This window comes from Candidatus Pelagibacter sp. (genome assembly GCF_052049995.1).
In the GTDB taxonomy this organism is placed as follows: Bacteria; Pseudomonadota; Alphaproteobacteria; order Pelagibacterales; family Pelagibacteraceae; genus Pelagibacter.
The window spans coordinates 303,341-317,183 of sequence record NZ_JBNGYX010000001.1; the positions used below are offsets into that span (position 1 = coordinate 303,341).

Consider the following 13,843-nt stretch of genomic DNA (forward strand, 5'->3'; position numbering starts at 1 on the left):
AAAATAAATTAATCAATATTAAAGATATTGAGATACAATTTTTTCAATACCTACAAAGTCTTTTATTAAGTGATTGTGATAAATTTCGTCTTTATTTTTTTCAGTATATCCGTCCTCCAATAAGATAATTGGTATTTCAGCTGCCTTTGCTGCATTTGCATCAGTTTCACTGTCACCTATCATTATCGATTTTTTTATATCTCCATCTAGTATTTCAACCACAGAGGTAAGATGCCTTGGATCTGGTTTACAATAATCAAAAGTATCTGATCCAGCCACATATTCAAAATAATCATAGATACCAATTTTTTTTAAAAGATCATTTGATAATCGTTCTTGTTTATTTGTACAAACAGCCATGGATATACTTTGATCTTTACACCAATTTAAAAATTCTTTTACACCTTTAATAAGTGTACTTTCCTTTATTATATTCTTTCCATAAAAATCAACAAACTCAGTAACCATTTCTTTTTTTACTTTTTCATCATTTACTTTACCAAATTCTTTTTTTGCTTGACCCCATATAGACCTACCAATCATTGCCCCAGCACCATTACCAACAAGATTTCTAATTTCCTCAGTTGATTTGGTCGGGTAGCCAAATTTCTTCATAACATGATTATGAGCCCTCATTAAGTCTGGGGCAGTATCAACTAATGTACCATCTAAATCGAATAAAATTGTAAATTGTTGTTTCATTTTAAAAGTATTTTAAAGAAATAAATTGTGAATTAATCAATGTATATACTTAATGTAAATAAATTTTAAATGAAAGTTTTAAATCAAAAAAAACTTAGAGAAAAATTTACAAAGTCAGGCGTAAAGATGATTGGTCCTGAAACCATTTTTTTTTCAAAAGATACCAAGATTGGAAATAATGTGACTATAGAACCTTATGTTGTTATTGGCTCTAAGGTAAAAATTGGGAATAATGTAATTATAAAATCTTTTTCACATTTAGAATCTTGTAAAATTGAAAATAAAGTTGAGATTGGTCCATATGCCAGAATTAGACCTAATACAATTTTAAAAGAAGGATCTAAAGTAGGTAATTTTGTAGAGATTAAAAAAAGTACTTTAGGAAATAAATCTAAAGTAAACCATTTATCTTACGTTGGAGATGCTCAAATTGGAAAATCAGTGAACATTGGAGCTGGTACAATTACTTGTAATTATGATGGAGTAAATAAGAGTGAGACAAAAATTAAAGATAAAGTATTTATAGGTTCAAACTCTTCCTTAGTTGCTCCAGTTACTATAAACAAAGATAGTGTTGTTGGAGCTGGATCAGTTATAACAAAAGACGTTAAAAAACAATCTTTAGCACTAACAAGATCGCCACAATTAGAAGTTAATAATTACAAAAGAAAGAAAAAATAATTTATGTGTGGAATTATTGGAATATCTAGCAACAAACCTGTTTCTGCAAATATAATTAATTCGTTAAAAAAATTAGAATACAGAGGATATGACTCGGCAGGTATAGCTACACTTTCAGATGGTGAAATTAATGAGATAAAATCAGAGGGCAGAGTAGATAATTTAGAAAATAACTTTGATTTAAAAAACTTAACAGGAAATATTGGTATAGGGCATGTTAGATGGGCCACACATGGTGTTCCAAATCGTTTAAATGCCCATCCTCATTCTTCTCACAATGTCTCAGTGGTTCATAATGGAATTATTGAAAATTCGACAATATTAAAAAAATATTTAGTTAATAAAGGTCATAGTTTTAAATCTCAGACAGATACAGAAGTAATCGTTCATTTAATAACAGAACATTTAAAAACTTCAGAACTAGAAGAAGCTATAACAAAAACATTAAAACAACTTCATGGTAGTTTTGCACTTGGAATTGTGTTTAAAGAGATGCCAGATTTAATTGTTGGTGCTAGAAGAGGCTCGCCTTTAGCAGTTGGATATGGTCCTAATGAAAATTATTTAGGATCAGATTCTTATGCTTTAAAATCAATGACAAATAAAATCACATATCTTGATGATGGTGAATTTTGTATTGTTAAAAAAGATCTAGTTCTTTTTTTCAATGAAGAAGGAAAAAAAGTTAATAAAAAAATATTAGAACTATCATCAGATCAAACAAATTACGATAAAGGTGACTTTAAACATTTCATGGCAAAAGAAATTGAAGAGCAGCCAACAACTATTAAAACTGGAATTAAAGAATATGTAGATAATGTAAATAAAGATATAAATATTTTTAATTTTCCTTGGAAAATAGAAGAGATTAATTCAATCACATTAATAGGGTGTGGAACAGCGTATCACTCTTGCTTAATGGCAAAATATTGGTTTGAAGAACTTACAACTTTAGATGTAAACATAGATATAGCATCAGAATTTAGATACAGAAAAAATAGGTTCAAAAAAGACACTCTATATGTTTTTGTTTCACAATCAGGAGAAACAGCAGATACTTATGCAGCCTTAGATCTTTGTAATAAAAATAATATGAAAACATGTGCAGTAGTCAATGTAATTGAAAGTTCAATCGCAAGGGACTCTAATTTTGTTTTACCAATTCATTGTGGTCCTGAAATAGGAGTTGCATCAACAAAGGCATTCTTAGGACAAATTCTTGTTTTATATATATTAGCCTTAAAATTTGGGTCTTTAAGAAATGAGATTGAAAAAAAAGAGTATCAAGAAAAGATCAGAGACTTAAAAGATTTACCGGGATTAATAGAAAAAACTTTATTATATGATAATGATATTCAAGCAATATCTTCAACATTTAATGAAGCTAAAGGCTCAATGTTTTTAGGAAGAGGGTATTCATATCCAATAGCTTTAGAAGGAGCACTAAAACTTAAAGAACTCTCCTATGTTCATGCTGAAGGTTATCCCGCGGGAGAAATGAAACATGGACCACTTGCTTTAATAGAAGAAGGTATGCCAGTAGTAGTTTTGGCTCCAAGAGATAGCTATTATAAAAAAACAATTTCAAATATGCAGGAAGTTGTTGCAAGAGGAGCAAAGGTATTATTAATAACAAATAAAAGTAAAGATGAAGTGATGTCAGAAAATATTTGGGAAACTATCGAAGTTGAAAATACCAATGATGACTTACTTCCATTCCTTTTGACTATTCCACTTCAAAAACTTGCATATTATTCTGCCCTTAAAAAAGGTTACGATATTGATAAGCCAAGAAATTTAGCTAAATCTGTCACTGTTGAATAAACTTTAAACTCTGCTAAAACACTTTTTGGTTGAATATGAAAAGTTGGAAAAAAAATAGTTGGAGAAAGTATCCAGTAAAACACATACCTGAATATCCAGATAAAAAAGAATTGGATAAGGTATTAGATAAAATTGGCACATTTCCACCATTAGTTTTTGCAGGTGAAACAAGACATTTAAAAAATCAATTAGCAGATGTTGTTGATGGAAAAGCATTTTTACTTCAGGGTGGAGATTGTGCAGAAAGTTTTGCTGAATTTAATCCAGATAACATAAGAGATACCTTTAAACTGATGTTGCAAATGTCATTAGTTTTAACTTATTCAGCTTCTTTACCAGTTGTTAAAGTTGGAAGAATAGCTGGTCAATTTTCAAAACCTAGAAGTGCACCAACAGAAACAAAAGATGGGGTAGAGCTTCCAAGTTATTTAGGTGACAACATAAATGCTATGGAATTTACTGAAAAGGCTAGAGTTCCAGATCCTAAAAGATTGTTTAAAGCATATTCTCAATCAGCTGCAACTCTTAATCTTATAAGAGCTTTCTCAAAAGGAGGTTTTGCAGATTTAAATAAAGTTCACTTATGGAATTTAGATTATATTAAAAAAAGTCCACAAGCTAAAAAATTTAAAGACCTTGAAGACAAAATTGCTGATGCCATAGCTTTCATGAGAGCTTGTGGTATTACGTCGGATTTTAATAATAGGTTGTATACAGTAAATTTTTGGACATCACATGAAGCTTTATTGTTACCTTTTGAAGAGTCTATGACTAGAACAGATTCTACGACTGGAGAAAATCATGATACTTCAGCTCACTTTGTTTGGATAGGAGACAGAACTAGGCAATTAGATGGGGGACATGTAGAATTTTGTAGAGGAATAGAGAATCCAATAGGGATTAAATGCGGCCCGACATTAAAAGCAGAAGATCTAATTAATCTTTGTAATAGAATTAATCCGAAGAATGAAAAGGGTAAAATTACGTTGATATCTAGATTTGGTGCTGACAATGTTTCAAAATTTCTACCTAAATTAATCAGAGCTATTAAAAAAGAAGGATTAAATGTTATTTGGTCATGTGATCCTTGTCATGGAAATACTATTAAAGCTGCAACTGGTTTCAAAACAAGACCTTTCAACAGCGTATTAAAAGAAGTTAAAAATGTTTTTGAATGCCATCAAAGCGAAGGAAGTTATGCTGGTGGTCTTCATATTGAATTAACAGGACAAAATGTTACAGAATGTATTGGTGGAGCTCAAAAAATATCTGAAAAAGATTTATCTTCTAGATATCATACTCACTGTGATCCAAGACTTAATGGAAATCAAGCTTTAGAATTAGCTTTTTTAATATCAGATGAGATAAAGAAGAATAGCTCATATTCTAAAAATGCAAGCAGAGCGGCATCTTAGACATTGTAAAAAAAAAAATTATTTATATTAACAAAGTATGAATTCTTCAGAAAAAGTAAAATTTATATCAAATTGGATAAAAGAATATGTGGATAAAATGCCCTCAAAAGCAGAGTCATTAGTTATAGGAATTTCTGGAGGTATAGACTCATCTGTATCAAGTACACTTAGTGCTATGACAGGTTTAAAAACTATTGTTTTATCTATGCCAATTAAACAAAAATCTCATCAACATGATTTAAGTCTAAAGCATCAGGAGTGGTTACTAAAAAATTTCAAAAATGTTGAAGCACATACAATTAATCTTGACGAGTTATTTTTAGCATTTAATGCAAGCTTATCAAAATTTGATAGTGAGCATGGAATGGCTAATTCAAGAGCTAGATTAAGGATGACTACTCTTTATCAAGTAGCAGCAGCAAATAAAGGAATTGTTGTAGGAACTGGAAATAAAGTTGAGGATTTTGGTGTTGGATTTTATACGAAGTATGGAGATGGTGGAGTAGATATTTCACCAATAGCTGATTGTAACAAAACTCAGGTTTGGGAATTAGGAAAAGAGCTAGGAATTTTACAAGAGATTATCGATGCACCTCCAACTGATGGTTTATGGGACGACGGTAGAACTGATGAAGGTCAACTTGGTTTAAAATATAATGAATTAGAAGAAGCTATGGAGAATCCAAATTCTCCGAATCGTGCAAAATACGAAATTATTAGAAAACAAAATATGCATAAAATGGAGCCAATTCCCGTATGCATAATTCCAAATTAATCAAATAGATTCACAAATCTATAATTTAAGTATATTTCTCAATTAATGAGTAAAGATATTTTTTTAACAAATAATTTAACAAATAAAAAAGAAAAATTTGTTCCAATAAATGATCATGATATTAGAATGTATGTGTGTGGACCAACAGTATACGATGATCCACACATAGGAAACGCAAGACCAATAGTTATATTTGATATCCTTTATAAGATTTTTAAAAAAAATTATCAAAAAGTAACCTATGTAAGAAATATCACTGATGTCGATGATAAAATTATAAATTTTTCTAAAGAAAATAAAATTTCTATTTCAGAATTAACTAAAAAAGTAACTAAAAGTTTTAGTGAAGATTGTAATTATTTAAATTGTGAATTACCAACACATGAACCCAAAGCTACTGAACATATTGACTTGATGATTCAGATGATTTCTGAATTACTAAAAAAAGGTTATGCATATGAAATTAATAACCATGTTTATTTTGAAGTTAAAAAATTTAAAGATTATGGAAAACTATCAAACAAAAAATTAGAAGAATTGATAGCTGGATCAAGAATTGAGGTTAGTGAGAATAAAAAAAATTCTGAAGATTTTGTTTTATGGAAACCATCCAAAAGTGATGAACCTTATTGGGAATCTCCATGGGGTAAGGGTCGACCAGGTTGGCATTTAGAATGTTCAGCAATGTCAAAAAAATACTTGGGTAAAGAGTTTGATGTTCATGGGGGTGGTATTGACTTGTTATTCCCACATCATGAGAATGAAATAGCACAATCTAGATGTGCTAATGGTACTAAAGTTTTTGCTAATTTTTGGTTGCATAATGCTTTTATTACTATGTCTAATGAAAAAATGGCAAAATCTCAGGGTAATATTTTAAAGATAAAAGATTTTAGAAGTAAAATTAGTGGACAAGTTTTAAGATTAGCTCTTATTAGTGCTCACTACAAACAACCATTAGATTGGAATGATAAATTATTAGAGGATTGTAAAAATACAATTGATAAATGGTACAATGTCTATTTACCTTCAAATAAAGAATTGGATAATGAAGTTACTAAACCCCTACATGATGATATTAATACACCGGGTTATATTGCAAATTTGCACAAACTTTATGACAAAGCCAGTAAAGGAAGTGATGAAGATAAAAAAATATTCAATTCAGCTTGTAATTTTATAGGTCTGCTTCAAGAAACAAAAGAAGAGTGGTTAAAGTATAAAAAAGATAAAGCAGATATATCAGAGGCAGAAATTGAAAATAAGATAGAACTTAGAAATAAAGCTAGATTAAATAAAAAATATAAAGAAGCCGATGATATTCGAGATTATCTTTTAGACAAAGGTGTTTTAATAGAAGATAAAGATGGTAAAACGATTTGGAAATTCAAATGAATAAGGAAAAAATATATATTTTTGACACTACATTAAGAGATGGTGCTCAAACTCAGGGTGTTGATTTTTCAATTGATGATAAAGAAAAAATATCAAATTCATTAGAGGCCCTAGGTGTAGATTATATTGAAGGTGGGTGGCCAGGAGCTAATCCAACCGATACTGAATTTTTCAATAAAGATCATGGTTTTAAAAATGCAAAACTTACAGCTTTTGGCATGACTAAAAAGTCAGAGCATAGTGCTGAAAATGATCCAATGTTAGCATCATTGATAAATTCAAAAAGTACATCGGTTTGTCTGTTTGGAAAATCTTGGGATTTTCAAGTTAGTGTGGCACTTGGAATTACTAATGAGGAAAATTTAGAAAATATTAGTGAAAGCGCAAAACATATAGTCGGATCAGGTAAAGAATTTATGTTTGACGCGGAGCATTTTTTTGATGGATACAAATCTAATCCTGATTATGCATTAAAATGTTTAAAAGCTGCATATGACCAAGGGGCTAGATGGATTATTTTATGTGACACTAATGGTGGTACACTTCCTCATGAAGTTAGTGAAATTGTATCTGAAGTTATCAAGCATATTCCAGGAGAAAATTTAGGTATTCACGCTCATAATGACACAGAAAATGCTGTAGCAAACAGTTTGGCAGCAGTCCAAGCAGGTGCTAGACAAATCCAAGGAACTATTAATGGACTAGGGGAGAGATGTGGTAATGCAAATTTGATGTCTTTAATTCCTTCATTATTTTTAAAAAAAAATTTTAGTGAGAAATTTGAATTAAATATTAAGAGAAAAAATCTAAAAAATTTAACTCAGTGCTCTAGATTATTGGATGAACTTTTAAACAGAAAGCCTAATAAACATTTACCCTATGTTGGAGCCTCAGCGTTTTCACATAAAGGAGGCATGCATGTTTCTGCAGTTCAAAAAGATCCAAAAACTTATGAACATATTGACCCAGAAGAAGTAGGAAATTCAAGAAATATTGTGGTTTCAGATCAAGCTGGACAATCAAATATAATGTCCAGATTAAAATCAATTGGTATTCAAATTGAAAAAAATGATCCAAAAATTAAAAAACTCTTAGCAGAAGTTAAGGATAGAGAATTTATTGGATATAGTTATGATGGTGCAGACGCTTCTTTTGAATTATTAGCCAGAAGATTAATGGGTGATATACCAAGGTATATTTCAATTAATGAATATGATGTTTCAGTTAAAAAGGATAGCTCAGGTGAAATTGTTTCACACGCCAAAGCACACTTAGAAGTTGATGGTCAAAAAATATTATGTGAGGGAATGGGGAATGGTCCTGTAAATGCACTTGATAATGCTATTAGAAAAAATGTAAATAAACTTGCGAAATATTCTGATTATTTAAAAGACTTAAAATTAGTTGACTATAAAGTGAGAATTTTAAATACAGGTACAGAAGCAGTGACAAGAGTTTCAATTGAAAGTACAGACTCTAAAGGTGTTAACTGGTTCACTATAGGCGTTTCTCCGAATATAATTGATGCATCATTTAAAGCATTAGTAGATAGCTTGGATTATAAATTGTTTAAAGATAAGGCACCAGCTAGTCTATAAATTAAATTAATAATGTTAACAAGCAATATTACCTTTATTCTACATAAGCCTCAACTTTCAGAAAATATAGGATCATGCGCCAGAGGTATGAAAAATTTTAATTTTAATAAATTGATTGTTGTTAATCCTAAACCAATATTTCCAAATGATAAAATCTTAGCAACCTCTGTAGGAGCAAAAAACGTAATAAATAACTCAAAGAATTATGAAAATATTGAAAAAGCTCTTAAGAATATTGACATTGTTATTGCTACATCTACAAGATTTAGAAATAAAAATATTAAACATATCCAATTAGAGGATTTAAAAAAAATTAATTATAAAAAAAAAGTAGCTTTCTTATTTGGATCAGAGGCATCTGGTTTATCAAATAACGAAATAAGCTATGCAAATTACACACTTCAAATTCCAACAAATCCTGACTTTAAATCTTTAAATTTATCTCACAGCTTAATAATAGTTGCGCAATATGTATCAAATATAATTAATTCAAAAAAATTCCCTTTTAAGAAATCAGATAAAGTTAAATCAGCTTCTAAAAAAGAGATAGTTGCTATGGCAAACCTTTGTATCAAGAATCTTGATGATATTGATTTCTTTAAAACAAAAGAAAAGAAACCAATAATGCTAGAAAACTTAAGGAATATTTTTTACAGGATGGAATTATCAGCTAAAGAAACACGTATTTTATCTGGTGTATTTGCTAGTTTAGGTAAAAAACGTTGATTGACAAAATTAAGAGTAAGTTTATAAAGCCCACTATCAGATGACAAAAAGATTAAACTCTAAACATAAAGTAGATAGAAGATTAAAAGTAAACCTTTGGGGTAGACCTAAAAGTCCTTTTAATAAAAGAGCTTATGGGCCAGGTCAACATGGACAAACTAAAACATCAAAGCCCTCTGACTATGGTATTCAGCTTCAAGCAAAACAAAAGCTAAAAGCTTATTATGGAAATATTAACGAAAGACAATTTAGAAATATTTATAAAAAAGCTGTAATGCTTAAAGGTGATACAGGTGAAAACTTAATAGGACTATTAGAAAGAAGGTTGGATGCAGTTATTTATAGAGCTAAATTTGCTACTACAATTTTTTCAGCTAGACAATTAATTAACCATGGTCATGTGAGAGTAAATGGCAAAAAAGTAAATATTGGTAGTTATTTAATTAAAGAAGAAGATACTATTGAGATTAGAGATAAGTCAAAACAACTTGCAATAATAGATATTGCATTAGCAAACAAAGAAAGAGAAACACCTGAATATATTCAAATGGATGAAAAAAATAAAAAACTTAAATTTGTTAGGATTCCAAAATTTGAAGAAGTTCCTTATCCAATAGTTATGGAACCAAACCTAGTAATTGAATATTATTCAAGATAACCTCTTGATTAAAAGATCCTCAAAAAAATATATTAATAAACTCTTAGACGATAATCCAAACTGGAAAGTGTTAGATATTGGTTGTGGATATGGTGCACATAAAAAAGCTTCAGTTGTTTGTGATGTGCTAGATTTATCTAAATTTTATGAGGATAAAACATTTATTAAACTCGAAACTGAAATTTTACCGTTTAAAGATAAAGAGTTTGATTTTGTAATTGCTTCACATGTTCTCGAACATGTTAAAGATATAGATATATTTATAAAAGAATTGGAGAGAGTTTCTTCAAAAGGTTATATTGAAGTACCCACCAAACTTGAGGATAATTTAGTTTTTGAAAATAAAAAAGACCATATCTGGCATATGGAGTTTGATGATATAAATTATGAATTAATTATTTCAAAAAAGGTTCAATATTTTGAGCCTATTTTAACAGTTTCTACTATAAAAAAATTGTCAGAAATTTTTAAACAAAGCTTGGTTTTAGAACTTTATTGGGAAAACCAGATAAAATATAAAAAAAATGTAGAAAGTAAAATAACTCAAAAATTTTCTAGACTTTATTTGTTAAGAAAATTTATCTCAAAAAACTTAAGGACTTTTTTTAGAAAAAATTAATAAGGAAAATTATTAAGATTTGTGTTTAATATTTTTTTCAACCAACAGTTTTTTTAATTCACCACTTTCATACATTTCTTTAACTATATCGCATCCACCTATAAACTCATTTTTAATATATAATTGTGGAATAGTTGGCCAATCACTAAAAACTTTTATACCTTCTCTTAAATTTTGATTTTCCAAAACATTTATACCTTTAAAATTTACTTCAAGGATTTTTAAAATATTGGATGTAGCCATTGAAAATCCACATTGTGGTGCATCTGGCGTTCCTTTCATAAATAAACAAACTTCGTTGTTTTCAATTTCATTTTTAATTAAATCATTTGTTTGTTGATCCATTTTAACTCTCCTTTGTTTTAATTGCTAAAGCATGTAATTCATTGCCCATTCTACCTTTTAATGAGTTGTAAACCATTTTATGTTGCTCAATTTTACTTTTTCCAGAAAATTCTGAAGAGGTAACTGTTGCTGAATAATGATTTCCGTCTCCTGCTAAATCTTGGATTTCAACAATTGCATCTGGCATTGCCTCTTTTATAAAGTTCTCAATTTCTTTTAAATCCATTGCCATTATTTACTCATATATTTCTTTAGCCAACTTTTATCCGTGGTTGATAATTCGTCAATTGTAACTTTTGTCTTATCGTTAATATATAGTTCATTTTCACTAATTGTACCAAGTTCATCAAAATGGACTGCATTTTTATTTAGTATATCAGCTACATTTTTAAAATCTTTTTTATTAATTTCTATAATATATCTACCTTGATCTTCAGCGAATAAGTATTCAATCTCATTTATTAGAAACTTAGGTTTTTTAATATTTATTCCTTTTTTTCCTTTAATACACATTTTTGCAACCGCAGTAATTATGCCACCTAAAGAAACATCGTGTGCGCTTTTTATTAAATTATTAGCAATCAATTTAAGCAATGTTTCTCCATTATTTTTTTCATTAAATAAATTTACTTCTGGTGGTGGTCCATTTTTTTCATCTAAAATAGTTCTTGCAAATAAACTTTGATCAATATGTCCCTCAGTTTTTCCAATGACCAAAACTAAATTATTAACTTCTTTGAATTCCATAGTAATCATATTCTTATAATCTTTAATTAATCCAACTCCACCAATTGAAGGTGTAGGTTTTATACCTTGGTCTTTTGTCTGATTATAGAAAGATACATTTCCAGAAACCACTGGGAATTTTAAATAATCGCTTGCTTCACCAATTCCTTGAACACATTCAACAAATTCGCCCATATTTTCTTCATTTTCAGGACTACCAAAATTTAAACAATTAGTTATAGCAATTGGTTTTGCCCCTACCGATATAAGATTTCTAAAACTTTCACATACAACTTGTTTTCCACCAGTTAAAGGATGCGCCCAACAATAAACTGCAGAAGAATCTACAGAAGCAGCAACAGCTTTATCCGTTCCATGAACTCTTACTACACCTGCATCTCCACCAGGTTTTTGTATTGTATCACCCATTACAGTATGATCATATTGTTGCCAAATCCATTCTTTGCTGCATACATTTGGATTTGCTAAAATTTTCTTTAGAACATTAATAATTTTTAATTGTTTAATGTCTTCTTTTTTAATTTTATTCTTTTTTGGAAGTTTTGCTTTTTTCCATTTACGGTCATACATTGGAGAGTTTTCAACTAAGATATTAACTGGAATGTCTGCAACTTTTTCTTCATCAAAATAAAGTTCTATTTTTTTGGTCTTAGTGGTTTTTCCAATTATAGCAAAATCAAGATTCCATTTATCGAATATTTTTTTTGCTTGTTCTTCCTTACCGTTTTCTAAAACAATTAACATTCTTTCTTGGCTCTCAGATAGCATAATTTCATAAGGTGTCATCTTGGCTTCTCTACAAGGTACTTTGTTTAAATTAATTTCTATTCCAAGGTTTCCTTTTGATGCCATTTCAATACTTGAGGAAGTCAATCCGGCAGCACCCATATCTTGAATAGCTATAATTGAGTCTCCTGCCATTAACTCCAAACAAGCTTCAAGTAAAAGTTTTTCTGTAAACGGATCTCCTACTTGAACAGTTGGTTTCTTTTCCTCTATTTTTTCATCAAAACTAGCTGAAGCCATACTTGCACCATGTATTCCATCTCTACCAGTTTTAGACCCAACATAAATAACTGGTTTATTTAAACCTGCAGCTTTAGAATAAAAAATCTTATCTTTTTTGACTAATCCCAATGTCATAGCATTAACCAAAATATTTCCGTTATACGAGCTATCAAAGCTTGTTTGTCCAGCTATTGTTGGAACACCCATGCAGTTTCCATAACCGCCTATGCCATGAACAACGCCTCTTAATAAATTTTTTGTTTTTTTATGTTGTGGTGACCCAAAATGAATTGAGTTCAAGTTAGCTATTGGTCTTGCGCCCATTGTAAATACATCTCTCATTATTCCTCCAACACCAGTAGCAGCACCTTGATATGGTTCAATAAATGAAGGGTGATTGTGACTTTCTATTTTAAAAACTATCGCATCATTATCCTCAATATCTATAACACCAGCGTTTTCTCCAGGACCTTGAATAACTTTCTTTCCTTTAGTAGGTAGTTTTTTTAGGTGTAATCTTGATGATTTATAAGAACAATGTTCATTCCACATTGCAGAAAAAATACCTAGCTCTGTGATATTAGGAGTTCTTTTTAATAGCTCACAAATTTTAGCGTATTCATCTTTCTTTAAACCATGATCAACTGCTGCTTGTTCGTTTACAATCATTTTAAGTTGTTTATTAAGTTTTTAAAAAATAATGATCCATCCTCACCTGATAAAGATGTATCAATCATTCTTTCAGGGTGGGGCATCATTCCTAGAACATTTTTTTCTTTATTAAATATACCTGCAATATTTTTTAAGGATCCATTAGGGTTAAATTGATCCTCTATTTTCCCATTTTCATCACAATAGTTAATAGCTACTTGATTATTATCTTCAATTTCTTTTAATTGATCATTGGTACAAAAATAATTTCCTTCATTATGAGCGATATGAAATTCCAAAACATCATTATTTACATTTTTAAAATATTTATTTTTTTTATCATTAATTTTTACAAAAACATTTTTACAAATAAATTCTAAATATTTGTTTCTAAGCAAAACACCTGGAACTAAACCAGTTTCTACCAATATTTGAAATCCATTACAGATACCCATAACCATACCGCCAGAATTCGCAAAATTAATTACTGACTGCATTATTTTTGATTTAGATGCCATACTTCCACATCTTAAGTAGTCCCCATATGAAAAACCACCTGGCAATACAACCAAATCACTTTTTGGTAATTCAGCATCAGCATGCCAAACCATTTTGTTTTTAAATCCAAATTTTTTTAGAGCAACATCCATGTCTCTGTCACAATTTGAACCTGGAAAAGTAATAACTGATGATTTCATT

Annotated in this window: 14 protein-coding genes; 9 read left to right on the forward strand and 5 right to left on the reverse strand. The window is 29.6% G+C overall.

From position 1 onward, the window contains the following. Positions 1–18 precede the first annotated feature (18 nt). Complete coding sequence (locus ACTT9Y_RS01620; RefSeq protein ID WP_440932722.1) at positions 19–702, reverse strand: HAD-IA family hydrolase; 684 nt, start codon at positions 700–702, stop codon at positions 19–21. A gap of 69 nt (positions 703–771) precedes the next feature. Here ACTT9Y_RS01620 and ACTT9Y_RS01625 point away from each other — a divergent pair, with 69 nt between their 5' ends. Genes ACTT9Y_RS01625 through ACTT9Y_RS01665 form a run of 9 tightly spaced genes read left to right on the forward strand, consistent with a single transcriptional unit; the run spans position 772 to position 10,393 of the window. After that, entirely contained in the window at positions 772–1,383 is a 612-nt protein-coding gene (locus tag ACTT9Y_RS01625) for a DapH/DapD/GlmU-related protein (protein WP_440932723.1), read from the forward strand. A 3-nt stretch (positions 1,384–1,386) separates the two neighbouring features. Further along, positions 1,387–3,207 (forward strand): glutamine--fructose-6-phosphate transaminase (isomerizing), encoded by a 1,821-nt coding sequence (gene glmS, locus ACTT9Y_RS01630; protein WP_440932724.1) that lies wholly within the window; start codon positions 1,387–1,389, stop codon positions 3,205–3,207. 35 nt (positions 3,208–3,242) lie between these two features. Further along, positions 3,243–4,622 carry a class II 3-deoxy-7-phosphoheptulonate synthase gene (locus tag ACTT9Y_RS01635; protein WP_440932725.1) on the forward strand — a complete coding sequence of 460 codons (1,380 nt, stop codon included), beginning with the start codon at positions 3,243–3,245 and terminating at the stop codon, positions 4,620–4,622. A gap of 37 nt (positions 4,623–4,659) precedes the next feature. After that, the gene (gene nadE, locus ACTT9Y_RS01640; RefSeq protein WP_075485798.1) at positions 4,660–5,397 is read left to right on the forward strand and encodes an NAD(+) synthase; all 738 of its coding nucleotides are present in this window, start codon (positions 4,660–4,662) and stop codon (positions 5,395–5,397) included. A gap of 45 nt (positions 5,398–5,442) precedes the next feature. After that, positions 5,443–6,792, forward strand: coding sequence for a cysteine--tRNA ligase (gene cysS, locus ACTT9Y_RS01645; RefSeq protein WP_440932726.1), 1,350 nt, complete (start codon positions 5,443–5,445; stop codon positions 6,790–6,792). Beyond that, on the forward strand, positions 6,789–8,390 hold the full coding sequence (gene cimA / locus ACTT9Y_RS01650) for a citramalate synthase (RefSeq protein ID WP_440932727.1): 1,602 nt from the start codon (positions 6,789–6,791) through the stop codon (positions 8,388–8,390). The genes cysS and cimA overlap by 4 nt, the downstream gene beginning before the upstream one ends. A gap of 12 nt (positions 8,391–8,402) precedes the next feature. Next, positions 8,403–9,116, forward strand: coding sequence for an RNA methyltransferase (locus ACTT9Y_RS01655; RefSeq protein ID WP_440932728.1), 714 nt, complete (start codon positions 8,403–8,405; stop codon positions 9,114–9,116). Between the two features lie 40 nt (positions 9,117–9,156). After that, positions 9,157–9,774 (forward strand): 30S ribosomal protein S4, encoded by a 618-nt coding sequence (gene rpsD / locus ACTT9Y_RS01660; RefSeq protein WP_075485790.1) that lies wholly within the window; start codon positions 9,157–9,159, stop codon positions 9,772–9,774. 4 nt (positions 9,775–9,778) lie between these two features. After that, the gene (locus ACTT9Y_RS01665) at positions 9,779–10,393 is read left to right on the forward strand and encodes a class I SAM-dependent methyltransferase (protein WP_440932729.1); all 615 of its coding nucleotides are present in this window, start codon (positions 9,779–9,781) and stop codon (positions 10,391–10,393) included. Positions 10,394–10,405: 12 nt separating this feature from the next. Here the strand turns inward: ACTT9Y_RS01665 and grxD are convergent, their stop codons facing one another. Genes grxD through purQ form a run of 4 tightly spaced genes read right to left on the reverse strand, consistent with a single transcriptional unit; the run spans position 10,406 to position 13,842 of the window. Further along, entirely contained in the window at positions 10,406–10,738 is a 333-nt protein-coding gene (gene grxD / locus ACTT9Y_RS01670) for a Grx4 family monothiol glutaredoxin (RefSeq protein ID WP_075485786.1), read from the reverse strand. Between the two features lies 1 nt (position 10,739). Further along, on the reverse strand, positions 10,740–10,970 hold the full coding sequence (locus tag ACTT9Y_RS01675) for a BolA/IbaG family iron-sulfur metabolism protein (protein ID WP_075485784.1): 231 nt from the start codon (positions 10,968–10,970) through the stop codon (positions 10,740–10,742). Beyond that, on the reverse strand, positions 10,970–13,162 hold the full coding sequence (gene purL / locus ACTT9Y_RS01680) for a phosphoribosylformylglycinamidine synthase subunit PurL (RefSeq protein ID WP_440932730.1): 2,193 nt from the start codon (positions 13,160–13,162) through the stop codon (positions 10,970–10,972). The genes ACTT9Y_RS01675 and purL overlap by 1 nt, the downstream gene beginning before the upstream one ends. After that, positions 13,159–13,842: a phosphoribosylformylglycinamidine synthase I gene (gene purQ, locus ACTT9Y_RS01685; RefSeq protein ID WP_440932731.1), complete on the reverse strand. Its 684-nt coding sequence runs from the start codon at positions 13,840–13,842 to the stop codon at positions 13,159–13,161. Before purQ ends, purL begins: the two co-directional genes overlap by 4 nt. Position 13,843: the final 1 nt, after the last annotated feature.

Excerpts from the sequence above, each read along its gene's own strand:
- purL (WP_440932730.1), bottom strand. The coding sequence starts at position 13,162 with ATGATTGTAAACGAACAAGCAGCAGTTGATCATGGTTTAAAGAAAGAT.
- grxD (WP_075485786.1), bottom strand. The coding sequence starts at position 10,738 with ATGGATCAACAAACAAATGATTTAATTAAAAATGAAATTGAAAACAAC.
- cysS (WP_440932726.1), top strand. The coding sequence starts at position 5,443 with ATGAGTAAAGATATTTTTTTAACAAATAATTTAACAAATAAAAAAGAA.
- rpsD (WP_075485790.1), top strand. The coding sequence starts at position 9,157 with ATGACAAAAAGATTAAACTCTAAACATAAAGTAGATAGAAGATTAAAA.
- ACTT9Y_RS01620 (WP_440932722.1), bottom strand. The coding sequence starts at position 702 with ATGAAACAACAATTTACAATTTTATTCGATTTAGATGGTACATTAGTT.
- purQ (WP_440932731.1), bottom strand. The coding sequence starts at position 13,842 with ATGAAATCATCAGTTATTACTTTTCCAGGTTCAAATTGTGACAGAGAC.
- ACTT9Y_RS01675 (WP_075485784.1), bottom strand. The coding sequence starts at position 10,970 with ATGGCAATGGATTTAAAAGAAATTGAGAACTTTATAAAAGAGGCAATG.
- ACTT9Y_RS01625 (WP_440932723.1), top strand. The coding sequence starts at position 772 with ATGAAAGTTTTAAATCAAAAAAAACTTAGAGAAAAATTTACAAAGTCA.
- glmS (WP_440932724.1), top strand. The coding sequence starts at position 1,387 with ATGTGTGGAATTATTGGAATATCTAGCAACAAACCTGTTTCTGCAAAT.
- ACTT9Y_RS01655 (WP_440932728.1), top strand. The coding sequence starts at position 8,403 with ATGTTAACAAGCAATATTACCTTTATTCTACATAAGCCTCAACTTTCA.
- cimA (WP_440932727.1), top strand. The coding sequence starts at position 6,789 with ATGAATAAGGAAAAAATATATATTTTTGACACTACATTAAGAGATGGT.
- ACTT9Y_RS01635 (WP_440932725.1), top strand. The coding sequence starts at position 3,243 with ATGAAAAGTTGGAAAAAAAATAGTTGGAGAAAGTATCCAGTAAAACAC.
- nadE (WP_075485798.1), top strand. The coding sequence starts at position 4,660 with ATGAATTCTTCAGAAAAAGTAAAATTTATATCAAATTGGATAAAAGAA.